Annotated in this window: 13 protein-coding genes; 7 read left to right on the forward strand and 6 right to left on the reverse strand. The window is 66.0% G+C overall.

Going from position 1 to position 12766, the window contains the following annotated elements:
- The first annotated feature begins 190 nt into the window (after positions 1–190).
- Positions 191–622 carry a hypothetical protein gene (locus AC1Q64_RS12510; protein ID WP_291434929.1) on the forward strand — a complete coding sequence of 144 codons (432 nt, stop codon included), beginning with the start codon at positions 191–193 and terminating at the stop codon, positions 620–622.
- Between the two features lie 179 nt (positions 623–801).
- Positions 802–2076: a 5-demethoxyubiquinol-8 5-hydroxylase UbiM gene (ubiM, locus tag AC1Q64_RS12515; protein WP_492251538.1), complete on the forward strand. Its 1275-nt coding sequence runs from the start codon at positions 802–804 to the stop codon at positions 2074–2076.
- A gap of 100 nt (positions 2077–2176) precedes the next feature.
- Here ubiM and AC1Q64_RS12520 read toward each other — a convergent pair whose 3' ends face one another.
- Together AC1Q64_RS12520 and AC1Q64_RS12525 are read right to left on the reverse strand one after the other, a co-directional pair.
- A complete protein-coding gene (locus tag AC1Q64_RS12520) occupies positions 2177–3091 on the reverse strand; it encodes a class I SAM-dependent methyltransferase (protein WP_492251539.1) in 915 nt (304 codons plus the stop codon).
- A 204-nt stretch (positions 3092–3295) separates the two neighbouring features.
- Positions 3296–4042, reverse strand: coding sequence for a zf-TFIIB domain-containing protein (locus AC1Q64_RS12525; RefSeq protein WP_056742379.1), 747 nt, complete (start codon positions 4040–4042; stop codon positions 3296–3298).
- Positions 4043–4173: 131 nt separating this feature from the next.
- Here AC1Q64_RS12525 and AC1Q64_RS12530 point away from each other — a divergent pair, with 131 nt between their 5' ends.
- The 4 genes from AC1Q64_RS12530 (at position 4174) to AC1Q64_RS12545 (ending at position 9162) form a co-directional block, all read left to right on the forward strand.
- Positions 4174–5463, forward strand: a complete 1290-nt coding sequence (locus AC1Q64_RS12530; protein ID WP_056742381.1) for a solute carrier family 23 protein — start codon at positions 4174–4176, stop codon at positions 5461–5463.
- A gap of 142 nt (positions 5464–5605) precedes the next feature.
- Positions 5606–7147: a succinyl-CoA:acetate CoA-transferase ScpC gene (scpC, locus tag AC1Q64_RS12535; RefSeq protein ID WP_492251540.1), complete on the forward strand. Its 1542-nt coding sequence runs from the start codon at positions 5606–5608 to the stop codon at positions 7145–7147.
- Positions 7148–7336: 189 nt separating this feature from the next.
- Entirely contained in the window at positions 7337–8488 is a 1152-nt protein-coding gene (locus tag AC1Q64_RS12540) for an ABC transporter substrate-binding protein (RefSeq protein WP_492251541.1), read from the forward strand.
- A 251-nt stretch (positions 8489–8739) separates the two neighbouring features.
- Positions 8740–9162, forward strand: coding sequence for a hotdog fold thioesterase (locus AC1Q64_RS12545; protein ID WP_492251656.1), 423 nt, complete (start codon positions 8740–8742; stop codon positions 9160–9162).
- 199 nt (positions 9163–9361) lie between these two features.
- Here AC1Q64_RS12545 and AC1Q64_RS12550 read toward each other — a convergent pair whose 3' ends face one another.
- On the reverse strand, positions 9362–9931 hold the full coding sequence (locus AC1Q64_RS12550) for a cob(I)yrinic acid a,c-diamide adenosyltransferase (protein ID WP_108500130.1): 570 nt from the start codon (positions 9929–9931) through the stop codon (positions 9362–9364).
- A 245-nt stretch (positions 9932–10176) separates the two neighbouring features.
- A complete protein-coding gene (locus AC1Q64_RS12555; RefSeq protein ID WP_492251542.1) occupies positions 10177–10617 on the reverse strand; it encodes a hypothetical protein in 441 nt (146 codons plus the stop codon).
- Positions 10618–10933: 316 nt separating this feature from the next.
- On the opposite strand from AC1Q64_RS12555, the gene AC1Q64_RS12560 reads away from it, so the two are divergent.
- On the forward strand, positions 10934–11254 hold the full coding sequence (locus AC1Q64_RS12560; protein WP_492251543.1) for an EF-hand domain-containing protein: 321 nt from the start codon (positions 10934–10936) through the stop codon (positions 11252–11254).
- Positions 11255–11323: 69 nt separating this feature from the next.
- Here the strand turns inward: AC1Q64_RS12560 and AC1Q64_RS12565 are convergent, their stop codons facing one another.
- Positions 11324–12127 (reverse strand): amino acid ABC transporter ATP-binding protein, encoded by an 804-nt coding sequence (locus AC1Q64_RS12565; RefSeq protein WP_492251544.1) that lies wholly within the window; start codon positions 12125–12127, stop codon positions 11324–11326.
- Positions 12111–12764 (reverse strand): amino acid ABC transporter permease, encoded by a 654-nt coding sequence (locus AC1Q64_RS12570; RefSeq protein ID WP_492251545.1) that lies wholly within the window; start codon positions 12762–12764, stop codon positions 12111–12113. The genes AC1Q64_RS12565 and AC1Q64_RS12570 overlap by 17 nt, the downstream gene beginning before the upstream one ends.
- Positions 12765–12766 lie beyond the last annotated feature (2 nt).

Below are 12766 nucleotides of genomic sequence, written 5' to 3' on the forward strand. Positions count from 1 at the left end.
TGCGCGGTCTCCGAATTGACATGCCAAAACCGGGCCTGCGGGTGCTGCGCGGCCGGGAGCGGCGACCCCACCAGCGGGATACCTATACTTTGCGCATGGTTTGGCGGGCACATGCCCCTGGGCCGTTTCTGGGCGCCTGTGCGCCAGTTGTTGCCGAAATTTCCCCCGGGGGCCCTGGCCCGTCGCTCTGATGCAAATGCTCCTTTCCGCCTGGCCCGCCGTGGCCCTGTTGTTGCCCGTGCTGTGGCTGGTGTCGGTCATCGTGTTCCTGGCCAAGGGCAACCGGCGGGCGTTTGCACAGCTGATGGCCCTGCTGGCCTGCTTTCTGATCGGCGCGCTGCTGATGGAGTTCTTCACCTTCATGGGCGCCCTCATGGCCCGCTCGGGCAGCCAGCACGCCACGCCTACGCTGGGTACCGGCACGCGCCAGTTGCTGGAGACCATTGCCAACCCGCGCTCCGTCACCGCGCCGCCGCTGTCGCTGGCGGCCTTTGCGGCGTACAGCATCGCTGCAGGCTACCTGTGGCTGCTGGTCACCTGGGTACTGCACCTGCGCGGTAAAAAGGCGGGCCCGGCCAGGAAGAAGTCCACCAAAACCCCGCGCAAGGCGGCCAAGGACTGACATATGGGTGTTTTAGCCACCAAGCGCTAGAACCATATGCACAAGCAGCTATCGATTGGATAGCATCGCCACACCATGGCTTGACGCAGGGCAAAGCCCGCCAAAGCCCGCCCGCCCACAATGGCGCGCTGCCTCCCCACGCCGGGGCGGGCGCCTTGTCACCTTGCATCCCTCCCGCCATGACCACCCACCACAGCGACGTGCTCATCGTCGGCGCAGGCCCGGCGGGCCTGTCGCTGGCCATCTCCCTGGCGCAGGCCGGGTTCACCACCACCGTGGTGGAACAGCAGAGCGACAGCGTGCTGGCCGCGCCTGCGCCCGACGGCCGCGAGATCGCGCTGACGCACCCCAGCCGGTCCACGCTGCAACGCCTTGGCTCCTGGGCCCGGCTGGCCGATCATGAGGTGGGCACCATCAGCGAAGCCCAGGTACACGACGGTCCGCTGGGTCAGCACAGCGCGCTGCAGCTGAACACTCCGCAGACCCCGGGGGGTGCAGCGCCCGGCGCCCTGGGCTTTATCGTGCCCAACCATGCGCTGCGGCGCACCGCCTATGCCGTGGCGGCCCGCACGCCGGGGGTTCACCTTGTCACCAGCACCCAGGTCACCCGCGTGGCCACGCTGCCCGGCCATGCCGAGCTGGACTGCGTGCCCACCGCACCCGGCAACAACGCCACGCCCCAGCGCCTGACCGCCCCGCTGCTGGTGGCCGCCGACAGCCGCTTTTCGGCCACGCGCCGCCAGCTGGGCATGGGCGCGCAGATGACCGACTTTGGCCGCACCGTCATCGTCTGCCGCATGCGCCACACATTGCCCCACGGCAACGTGGCCCACGAGTGTTTTGGCTACGACCGCACACTGGCCGTGCTGCCCCTGCCGGACGACCCCCAAGAGGGGCATGCGCTGTGCTCGGTGGTGGTCACCGCGGGTGCGGCCGATGCGGCGGCGCTGATAGCCAAAGGCCCCGAGGCCTTTGCCGCCCAGGTGCAGGCCCAGTTCAACGACCGGCTGGGCCCCATGGCGCTGGTGGGCGAACGCCACGCCTACCCGCTGGTGGCCGTGTATGCGCAGCGTTTTGCGGGCCACCGCTGCGCGCTGCTGGGCGACGCTGCCGTGGGCATGCACCCGGTCACGGCCCATGGCTACAACCTGGGCCTGGCCGGCGTGGAGCGGCTCACCGCCGCGCTGGTCAGCGCACGCCAGCGAGGGCTGGACATTGGCAGCGCCGACGCACTCACCCCCTACGCCCAGGGCCACCACCGCCACGCCTGGCCCATCTACCAGGGCACCAACGCCATCGTGCGCCTGTACACCGACGCCCGCCCGGTACCCCGCCTGCTGCGGCAACTGGTGCTGCAGGGCGCGCGGCGCCTGCCACCGCTGCAGGCGGCCATCGTGGGGCAGCTGACGGGCAAGGCACCCCAATGGATGCGCGCACTGACGCTCAGGCCGTAGCCAACCTCTGCAACGGGCGCGCCCCACGCCAGCGCCACCGTGGAGCTGGCTTTGCCAGGCCACCGGTGGCGTCCCCCTCAGGGGGAAGACGCGAAGCGGCTCAGGGGGGGCCGTCCCTTACCCCCAGCGTGGCCAGGCCATACAGCGGCGCACCGATCCAGGGGCGCCACCACATGTCCATGGCAATACCGGCCCAGCCATAGCCCTCCGCCACGCTTTGCTCGCGCAGCAGTTGCAGGCGCGGGTGCACGGCTGCCAGCTCTGCCATGCGGCCCACACCCCAGCGAAACTCTGCGCCCGTAGGCCCCACGCTGGCGTGGCGGGCCGCGCAACCCACGGCCTGGCGCGTCATCACATCCAGCACCATGCGCGAGCCCGGCGGCGCGTGCTGCGCAAACTCGGCCAGCACGGCGTGCACCTGCGCGGGTGGCAGGTACATCAACACGCCCTCACACACCAGCAGCACCGGGGGGGCGGTGCGCTGCGCGGGCAGCCCGAGCCGCTGCCACCAGCCGGGTTGCGACAGGTCCAGATCGGCATGGCGGATGCGCGGGCACTGCGGCGGCAACAGGGGCTTGCGCAGCGCCATCACTGCAGGCAGGTCCGCATCAAGCCAATGGTTGGCCCCCGTGTCCAGCCACTGGAAGTGGTGCGTGAGGCCACACCCCAGGTTGACGCCCAGGGCCTGCGGGTGCTCGGCAAAAAAGGCGTGCCCCGCCTCCTTGATGGCGCGGGTGCGCCACAGCACATGCAGCACCGTGGGCAGGTCGTCCAGGGTGCTGTTCACATCGGCACCCAGCTGGGTCAGCAAGGCCTGGGCCACCGCATCGTGGCAGTCGAGCCAGGGGAAATAGCGGCCGCCGTGGGCACGCGCGGCCAAAGGGATGAGCAGGGTGCTGGGCACGGGCGGCAGCTGTGCGCGCTGCAGCAGGCTGCCGGTGGGGCGGGGCACACGCGCCGGTGGCGCAGGGCTGCGCGGCGGTCGGGCTGGACGTCGGGTGGGGGACTGCGGCACGGGGCGCTCCTCCAGTGGCAGCGGGCGCCACGGTTGCGTGGGTGGCCCAGGGCAAGGGCCTCAGGGCCTCGGGGCCTCGGGGCCTCAGAACAGGTTCTTGGACCATTCTGAACGGTCTGCCCCAGTCTGTCGTGAATGACCGCAGCGCATGCTGCGGTATGTCAATGCACTGGCGGGGCTTGCCGCCAGCGCGACGCTGAATCCCTAGTCCTTCACCAGCGCCCACACCAGCGCCACCCCGGCGGCCAGAAGATCTCCGGTGAACGAGCTGTCATTGGCGTCGCTGCTGGCCGTGGTGAACGCCCGCTTCTGGCGCTCCCGCTCGGCCCGGGTGCGGTCGCGCTCCAGGGCCACCAGGGCGTCGCCAATGTCCACGGGCGATGCCGGCGCCGCCGGTGCCTTGGCGCTCGCGGCGGCATAGCCCTCCATGGCGCGCACCACGGCCTGGGGGTCGATGAGGGAGAAAGCGGCACGGCAATAGGGGCAGGCGTGGTCCTTGCGGATGTCCACGGGCGCGCCGCAGCTGGTGCAGTAGATGGCGCCCACGCGCTTGGCGAGGTCGTCAATCTCGGGGCGCGTCATGTGGCGCACAAAGCCTTTTTCGACCATGAAGGACGAGAAGGTGCTGAAGCGCCCATGCTGTCGCCCGCAGCGGTACACCATGTAGCGGCCGCTGCGCACCACGTCGTAACCCTTGGCCAGGCTGGTGTTGCAGCGCGGGCAGGCCATGCTCTCGGCCAGGGCCTGGTGCTGGTCCACACGGTGCTCGTGCAGCAGCCGAAACAGCTCGACCACGGACTGGGGCGTGAGCTTCAGGTTCTCGTGCCGGTCAAACCACAGGCCCTGGCAGGCAAAGCAGATGTCCAGCTCCAGCGAATCGCCCAGGTTGCTGGCAAAGCGGTGTGCCTGCATGGGTTGGCGGCACGAGGGGCAAGTGGGTGCAGGAAACATGGCAGTGAGGGTCTGGGCAGCGGTGCGGGGCGCCTCGCGGGGGCGGGGGCATCGTAACCCGCCCGGGATGCTCGTCCCCCACCCTGGCCGCATCCACTAGCATTCGCGCCTCAACCACAAGGAACAACCACATGGGATTCATGAACTGGCGTGTGAAAAGCGCTGATGTGTTGCAACAAGGCGGCGTGATCGCGCCGGACGAGCGGCTGCCCTGGCCGCAGACGGCGGTGATGGGCGTGCAGCACGTGATTGCGATGTTTGGCGCCACGGTGCTGGCGCCCATCCTGATGGGCTTTGACCCGAACGTGGCCATCCTGATGAGCGGCATCGGCACGCTGATCTTCTTCCTCGTCACCGGCGGCAAGGTGCCCAGCTACCTGGGCTCGAGCTTTGCGTTCATTGGCGTGGTGATTGCGGCCACGGGCTATGCGGGCCAAGGGGCCAATGCCAACATCGGCGTGGCGCTGGGCGGCATCATTGCGTGTGGCCTGGTCTACACGCTCATCGGAGCGCTGGTGCAGGCGATTGGCACGGGCTGGATCGAGCGCTTCATGCCGCCCGTGGTCACGGGCTCGGTGGTGGCGGTGATCGGGCTGAACCTCGCGGGCATTCCCATCAAGAACATGGCGGCCAGCAACTTTGACAGCTGGATGCAGGTGGTGACCTTTGTGAGCGTGGGCCTGGTGGCCGTGCTCACGCGCGGCATGGTGCAGCGCCTGTTGATCCTGGTCGGGCTGATCGTGGCCAGCATCATCTATGCAGTACTGACCAACGGCCTGGGCCTGGGCAAGCCCATGGACCTGACTGCACTGGCCAACGCTGCGTGGTTTGGCCTGCCGAACTTTGCAGCCCCGCAGTTCAGCGGCAATGCCATGCTGCTGATTGCGCCCGTGGCCATCATCCTGGTGGCCGAGAACCTGGGCCACGTGAAGGCCGTGACGGCCATGACCGGCCAGAACCTGGACCGCTACATGGGCCGCGCGTTCATCGGCGACGGCATTGCCACCATGGTCAGTGGCAGCGCCGGTGGCACGGGCGTGACCACCTATGCCGAAAACATCGGCGTGATGGCGGCGACCAAGATCTATTCCACCGCCGTGTTCCTGCTGGCGGGTGTGTTTGCGCTGGTGCTGGGCTTTTCCCCCAAATTCGGCGCACTGATCCAGACCATTCCGCTGCCGGTGATGGGCGGCGTGTCCATCGTGGTGTTTGGCCTGATAGCGGTGGCCGGGGCCAAGATCTGGGTGGACAACAAGGTGGACTTTTCGCAGAACAAGAACCTCATCGTGGCGGCCATCACGCTCATCCTGGGCACGGGCGACTTCACGCTCAAGTTCGGCCAGTTCGCGCTGGGCGGCATCGGCACCGCCACGTTCGGGGCAATCCTGCTGTACGCGCTGCTCAACCGCAAAGCGGCGTGATCTGTGGACATCAGCGGACAGACTGGATGCGTAAGGGTTAACCCTTAATTTGTAAGGAACGCAGGCTAGCATCCTGGGTTTTGTCCACAGGGCCATCCGCTCACCGGGCGGGTGGCTTTTTTTCTTTTTGCGGAGTTTGTTCATGTCCCTGGCCGATCGGGTTCTGTACCCCGACTTTCTCTCCCGCACCATGTCCGCCGACGAGGCGGCCGCCCTGATCCCCGCCGGTGCCCATGTGGGCATGAGCGGCTTTACCGGCGCAGGCTACCCCAAGGCCGTGCCGGGTGCGCTGGCGCGCCGCATCGAGAGCCTGAACGCACAAGGTCATGGTTTCAAGATCGGGCTGTGGACAGGGGCCTCCACCGCCCCCGAGCTGGACGGAGCCCTGGCCAAGGTCGATGGCATCGAGATGCGCCTGCCCTACCAGTCCGACCCGACGGTGCGCCGCCAGATCAATGCGGGGCAGATGCAGTACGTGGACATCCACCTGTCGCACGTGGCGCAGTTCGTGTGGTTCGGCTTTCTGGGCAAGCTCGATGTAGCCGTGGTGGAGGTGGCGGGCGTGCTGCCCGACGGGCGGCTGATCCCGTCGTCATCCGTGGGCAACAACAAGACCTGGCTGGACCAGGCCGACAAGGTCATCCTGGAGGTGAATGCCTGGCACAACCCGCAGCTCGAAGGCATGCACGACATCTACTACGGCACCGACCGGCCGCCGCACCGCAAGCCCATCCCCATGACGCGGCCCGACGAACGCATTGGCGAGCCCTACCTGCGCTGCGACCCGAGCAAGGTCATCGCCGTGGTGATGACCAACCAGCCCGACCGCAACAGCGTGTACGCAGCACCGGACGACACGTCCAACCGCATCGCGGGCCACATCATCGAGTTTTTGCAGCACGAAGTGAAAAAGGGCCGCCTGCCCCAAGACCTGCTGCCGCTGCAGTCGGGCGTGGGCAACATCGCCAACGCGGTGCTCGCGGGCCTGAACAACGGGCCTTTCGAGAACCTCACGGCCTACACAGAGGTGCTGCAGGACGGCATGCTGGACATGCTGCGCTCGGGCAAGCTGGCCAGCGCCTCGGCCACAGCCCTGTCGCTGAGCCCGGCGGCGATGCAGGACTTCAACGACCGCATCGACTACTACAAGCAGCGCATCGTGCTGCGCCCGCAGGAGATCAGCAACCACCCCGAGCTGATCCGCCGCATGGGCCTGATTGCGATGAACGGCATGATCGAAGCCGACATCTACGGCAACGTGAACAGCACGCACATCATGGGCTCGGCCATCATGAACGGCATTGGCGGTTCGGGCGACTTTGCGCGCAATGCCTACCTGTCGATCTTCATGACGCCGTCGCTGGCCAAGAACGGCAGCATCTCGTGCATCGTGCCCATGGCCTCGCACGTGGACCACACCGAGCACGATGTGCAGATCCTCGTCACCGAACAGGGCCTGGCCGACCTGCGCGGCCACTCGCCCACGCAGCGCGCCGAGATCATCATCGACCGCTGCGCGCATCCGGACTTCCGACCTGCCCTGCACGACTACGTGGCACGAGCCAAAAAGAGCGCTGTGGGCCAGCACACGCCGCACCTGCTGAACGAGGCGCTGTCGTGGCACCAGCGGTATGTGGAGACGGGCAACATGCGCGCGCCAGCGGACCCTGCCAGCGCGGCATAAGGCGCGAAGGGGAGAGAAAGGGCATAGGGGGCGCTGCTCGCCCCCTGGGTCCCCATGCCTTTGACAGCCAATTGCCAGCCCGGGCAGATAAAATCAGGGTTAACCCTAGGTCTATCGACCTCCCCTCTCCCACCCTCACCAGCCCCACTCCGGGGCTGGTGGTTTTTTTGCCTGCGAGTTTTTTTGACCATGCAACGCCGTCAGTTCACCCAATCCCTCGTGGCCGCCAGCACCGGCCTGCTGCTTGCCCCCTCGTCGCGCGCCGTGGGCGTGCAAGACCCGATGGACGCCAAAAGCGTGACCATTGGCTGCTCGCTGGGCACCAGCGGCGCACTGGCCAGCCTGGGCAAGGAACTCAAGCAGGGGCTGGACGCCGGTGTTGCCCAGGCCAACGCCAAGGGCATTCACGGCCGCGAGATCAAGCTGCTGGCACTGGACGACGGCTATGACGCTGCACGCTCCGAAGACAACGTGCGCAAGCTGATTGCCGATGCCAACGTGGTGTCGCTGATCTCCTGCATGGGCACGGCCAACAACCAGCGCATCCTGCCGCTGGTGGACGAGGCGCAGATCCCGTATGTGGCCCCGCAAAGCGGCGCCACCTCGCTGCGCAAGGCCGAGTACCGCTCGGTGTTCCACGTGCGCGCCAGCTACACCGATGAGGCCCAGCGCCTGGCGCAGAAGCTGGTGTCCATGGGCATCACCGAGCTGGCTGTCGTGTACCAGGACACCGCCTTTGGCCGCGAGTTTCTGGCCGATGTGACCAAGGCCATGGCCGCCGCCAAACAGCCCGCGCCCAAGGCATTCAAGCTGGATGCACAAGGTGCGCAGGTGGCCGACGTGGTGAGCAAGGCCGTGGCCGCCAAGCCCAACGCCGTGCTGCTGGGCACGGCGGGCGACATCACCGCCACGCTGGTCAACGAGTTCAAGAAGGTCTCTCCCAGCACGCCGCTGGCCGCCACCAGCGTGGCGCTGTCGGGCGACAACCTGCGCCAGCTGGGGGGCAAGGCCTCGGGCATTGCACTGTCGATGGTGTTGCCCGACGCCGCCCGCACCAGCTACGCCGTGGTGCGCGACTACCAGAAAGCCATGCGCGCGCTGGGCTACCAGGAGTTTTCGGCCCGCAGCTTTGAAGGCTACGTGAACGCCCGTGTGCTGGCCGAGGGCCTGGAGCGCGCTGGCCGCGACCTGACCCGCGCCAAGCTGCGCAACGCCCTCGCAGGCATCCGCAGCAACGACCTGGGTGGCCTGTCCATCGACTACGCCAGCGGCGCGCCGTATGTGGGCTCGCGCTTTCTGGACCTGGGGGTGATGGGCGCCAACGGAAAGTTTGTGGGCTGAGGCTAGGAGCCTGTCGGACTTGGAGCGTCGATAGCGAGAATCGGCCCCAGCGAGGACAGTTTTTGCCGGATTTGCAGACCCATAGCCCGGCTATGGGGCAAAAAGACGGTAAAAAATGGACCGCTGCGGCCGATTTGCAGCCGACGACTTCCAAGTCCGACAGGCTCCTAGGCACCTGCGGCACAGGGCGGGACCACAGGCATTGGCACAATCAGCGGCTTGCACTGACTTGGCCCTGACCCGTGAACACCATGCCCATCTGGAAAAAACCCATCGACCTGGCCCTGCTGAAGGCCGCCAACCGCAATACCGCCGTAGAGTACCTGGGCATTGAGTTTGTCGAGGTGGGTGACGACTTTCTGCGCGCCCGCGTGCCGGTAGACCACCGCACCATCCAGCCCTTTGGCCTGCTGCACGGCGGTGTCAGCGTGGTGCTGGCCGAGTCCATGGGCTCCACCGGCGCCTACTACGCCCTGCCGGAGGGCTACCGCGCCGTGGGCCTGGATATCAACGCCAACCACCTGCGCTCTGCCACCAGCGGCTGGGTGACCGGGACGGCGAAGCCCGTGCACATTGGCCGCACCACGCATGTGTGGCACATCGATCTGCACAACGAAGCGGGTGAGCTGACCTGCGTGTCGCGGCTGACGATGGCGATCCTCGCACCGAGATAAGGTGCATCCCCCTGAGCGGCTTCGCTGCTTCCCCCTTCTCTCGAATCGCTAGCGCGATCCGGGAAGAGGGACACCGCCAGCGCGGCGGGGCGGCCCTTGCGCGGCGGTCCTGGTCTGGGGCTCGCCCCTCGCAAAGGCTGGGGGGCGATTTTTAATGAAAACATCCCCAAGCGCTAGATGAATATGCGCCGGATGCTATTTATTCAGTAGCATTCTGCTGTGCCAGGCGCTCACTTTTCCAGTACACGTCATCACCGCCATCCATACGGTTGAGCACGCGGGCGAGCACGAACATCAGGTCGGAGAGGCGGTTGAGGTACTGGCGCGGCGCGTCGTTCAGGGCCTCTTCATTGCCCAGGGCGACTACCGCGCGTTCGGCGCGGCGGGCCACGGTGCGGCACACGTGGGCCTGTGAAGCGGCGCGGGTGCCTGCGGGCAAGATGAACTCCTGCAGGCGCGGCAGCGCGGCGTTGTGGTGAGCCAGGGCTTCGTCCAATGCCAAGACAGCGTCGGCCTTGAGCAGCTCGAAGCCCGGGATCGACAGCTCGCCTCCCAGGTTGAACAACTGGTGCTGCACCTCGACCAGCAGGGTGCGGACTTCATCGGGCAGTGGCTCGCACAGCAACAGGCCGATGTGCGAGTTGAGTTCATCCACATCGCCCATGGCATGGATGCGCAGGCTGTTTTTGGAGACGCGCTGGTTGTTGCCCAGGCCGGTGGTGCCTGCGTCGCCGGTGCGCGTGGCGATTTCTGTGAGTCGGTTGCCCATGGGGGTGCCTTGAAGAGGTAACGGGAAGATGGACGGCAGCTTCTGCACAGCACATGCCACCGCAGTGAATCTGCCCCGGATTCTCCGCCACCGCCATACGGGTGCAAACGTCTCACCCCCAATTCCCCTACCCGCGGCGCACCACGCACTTCATGCGCGGCACGCGAACCAACGCCCTGTGGCACACAGGATGGTGCACCACGGGGCGCAAGCACAGCGCTGTCAATGCGCTGCTTGAGGATAGATCAATGCGTAGCGGGGGTGCGGTTGAGCTTGTCGATGTCTGCCGTGGATACGCCAGCGTTGGTGGGCTTCATGGTGTCCCATGCATGTGCGTGGTAGGCGTCCCATTCCTGGCGCGACACCATGCCGTCGCCGTTGGTGTCCATCAAACGCGCATTGACCCGTGCATCGGCCTTGGCTGCGGCCTTGCCGCCTGAAGCGCTGGGGTTGATCTCGGCTACCGGCGCTGCGCGTCCGTCGCCCGCTGCGGGGTTGGCAGGCATGGCGCTGCTGTTGGCGCTGCGCGTGTCCACCTTGTTCTGTGCCTTGGACGCCGCCGGGCCACCGGATGCAGAAGGGTTCACTTCGGACGGAGGGCGCACATTGCTGTTGGCGGGGGCCTGGGCCAGTGCAGCGGTGCATGCCAGGGCGGCCAGGGCGGCGAAGACGGTTTGCTTTTGCATGGAGAACTCCTTCAGGAAAACGTGCGATCAAGCGAAATGCTTGGATGCATTGTTTTGCCGCAACCGGCCCCTGCCTGTAGGACGGCCACGGGCCTGCGAGTCAGGCCATACGCCTGAGAAGGTGAGGTGTGAACGCACATCCAGGGATGTTTGCGTCTGGCTACAAGCTGCGCGGACATCTACACACAACAGGCGTGCCGCGTTACACCACGCTGGCAAATGTTGAGTGAGGCAACAGCAGGCAAGAGTGCTGGCGCGGCACGCCATGCTGCGGTGCAATGCAAGCCTGTTCAACTTCCAAGGAGCCAGGCTCACCATGAAAGCACAGCAACGACGCAAGTACTCGTTCGACACACGCAGCGTGATGCTCTTCGCCGCACTCTCTCTGGGTGGTGTGGGTACCTTGCAGGCACAGACCCCAAGCCAGGACAAGGCGTACTCATACGGACCAGGAACCGGCAATCCGTCCAAGGCGGCGACAACGGCATTCAATCGCGCAGACACGGACAAGGACGGTAAGTTGACCGAGAAGGAGGCTGCACTCTTGCCAGCCATCAGCCAACGCTTCAAAGAGCTTGACGCCAACAACAACGGCACTCTTTCTGCGGTGGAATTTGAGAAAGGCATGCACTTTTAAGTGACAGTGACCATGGAGAAGGCCCGGGCACGCGCCGAGAAGGGCTTTCTCCTGACAGAATTGCTATGACTAATCGTGCAGCGAGGACAAAAACTGCTGCAGCTCAGGCGTCTGCGGGCTGCCGAACAGCTGGGCAGGCGTGCCCTGCTCATGCACCCGCCCCTGGTGCATGAAGATCACCCGGTCGCTTACCTTGCGGGCAAACGCCATTTCGTGCGTGACCATCATCAGCGTCATGCCTTCTTGCGCCAAGGACTCCACCACGCGCAGCACCTCGCCCACCAGTTCGGGGTCTAGCGCCGAGGTGATCTCATCGCACAGCAGCACCTGCGGCTCCATGGCCAGCGCACGCGCAATGGCTACACGCTGCTGTTGGCCGCCCGAGAGCTGGTCGGGCATGGCATCAAACTTTTCGGCGAGGCCCACACGGGCCAGCAACTGGCGCGCCTGCGCATCTGCAGCCCTGCCATCACGCGCCTTGACCAGGGTGGGCGCCAGCATGATGTTGCGGCCCACAGAGAGGTGCGGAAACAGGTTGAAGCTCTGGAAGATCATGCCCACCTGCTGGCGCAGCGCGCGCATGGCGGCGGGGCTGTCGTGCAACAGCCTCTGGCCGTTGACGCTGAGCGCGCCTTCCTGGAACTCCTCCAGTCCATTCACGCAGCGCAGCAACGTGCTCTTGCCCGAACCACTCTTGCCGATGATGGCGATGACCTCACCACGCTGCACTTTCAGGTCAATGCCCTTGAGCACTTCGTTACTGCCGTAGGACTTGCGCAGCGCGGTGATGTCCACGATGGGGGGCTCGCCCACCACGATGCCGTCGTGAGCAGTGGTGGGGTTGGTCTTGGGGGCTTCAGCGGCGATGGCCATGGAGTTTCCTTTCAAGGGACTGCGCCACCAGGCTCACCGGGAAGCACAAAACAAAATACAGCAACGCCACGCAGGCGTAGACGAGGAAGGGCTGGTAGGTGGCATTGGAGATCATGCTGCCAGCCTTGGTCAGCTCGACAAAACCAATCACCGAAGCCAGCGCCGTGCCCTTGATCACCTGCACCAGAAAACCCACCGTGGGCGGCACCGCAATGCGCAGTGCCTGCGGCAGCACCACATGGCGCAGCTGCTCGGCAAAGTTGAGTGCCAGGCTCTGCGCAGCCTCCCACTGGCCCTTGGGGATGGAGGCCACGCAGCCACGCCAGATCTCGGTGAGGTAGGCGCTGGTGTAGAGCGTCAGCGCCACGGCCGCCGCCGTCCACGGCGAGGTCTTGATGCCAAACAGCGCAATGCCGAAGTACGCCAGGAACAGCTGCATGAGCAGCGGCGTGCCCTGGAACACCTGCACATAGGCACCGATCAAACGCTCGGTGCCACGCACCTTGGACAAGCGCAGCACCAGCAGCAGCAGGCCTACCAGGCCGCCACCGATGAAGGCGATGAGGGACAACGAGACGGTCCAACGCGCCGCCAGCAAAAGGTTACGCAGGATGTCCCACAGAGAAAATTCCACCATGG

It is taken from the genome of Acidovorax sp. GW835-FHT14G06 (genome assembly GCF_058793595.1).

What these genes read in the sequence shown, in the direction of transcription:
- AC1Q64_RS12510 (WP_291434929.1), top strand. Translation starts at nt 191, where the DNA reads ATGCAAATGCTCCTTTCCGCCTGGCCCGCCGTGGCCCTGTTGTTGCCC.
- ubiM (WP_492251538.1), top strand. Translation starts at nt 802, where the DNA reads ATGACCACCCACCACAGCGACGTGCTCATCGTCGGCGCAGGCCCGGCG.
- AC1Q64_RS12525 (WP_056742379.1), bottom strand. Translation starts at nt 4,042, where the DNA reads ATGTTTCCTGCACCCACTTGCCCCTCGTGCCGCCAACCCATGCAGGCA.
- AC1Q64_RS12530 (WP_056742381.1), top strand. Translation starts at nt 4,174, where the DNA reads ATGGGATTCATGAACTGGCGTGTGAAAAGCGCTGATGTGTTGCAACAA.
- scpC (WP_492251540.1), top strand. Translation starts at nt 5,606, where the DNA reads ATGTCCCTGGCCGATCGGGTTCTGTACCCCGACTTTCTCTCCCGCACC.
- AC1Q64_RS12540 (WP_492251541.1), top strand. Translation starts at nt 7,337, where the DNA reads ATGCAACGCCGTCAGTTCACCCAATCCCTCGTGGCCGCCAGCACCGGC.
- AC1Q64_RS12545 (WP_492251656.1), top strand. Translation starts at nt 8,740, where the DNA reads ATGCCCATCTGGAAAAAACCCATCGACCTGGCCCTGCTGAAGGCCGCC.
- AC1Q64_RS12550 (WP_108500130.1), bottom strand. Translation starts at nt 9,931, where the DNA reads ATGGGCAACCGACTCACAGAAATCGCCACGCGCACCGGCGACGCAGGC.
- AC1Q64_RS12555 (WP_492251542.1), bottom strand. Translation starts at nt 10,617, where the DNA reads ATGCAAAAGCAAACCGTCTTCGCCGCCCTGGCCGCCCTGGCATGCACC.
- AC1Q64_RS12560 (WP_492251543.1), top strand. Translation starts at nt 10,934, where the DNA reads ATGAAAGCACAGCAACGACGCAAGTACTCGTTCGACACACGCAGCGTG.
- AC1Q64_RS12565 (WP_492251544.1), bottom strand. Translation starts at nt 12,127, where the DNA reads ATGGCCATCGCCGCTGAAGCCCCCAAGACCAACCCCACCACTGCTCAC.
- AC1Q64_RS12570 (WP_492251545.1), bottom strand. Translation starts at nt 12,764, where the DNA reads ATGGTGGAATTTTCTCTGTGGGACATCCTGCGTAACCTTTTGCTGGCG.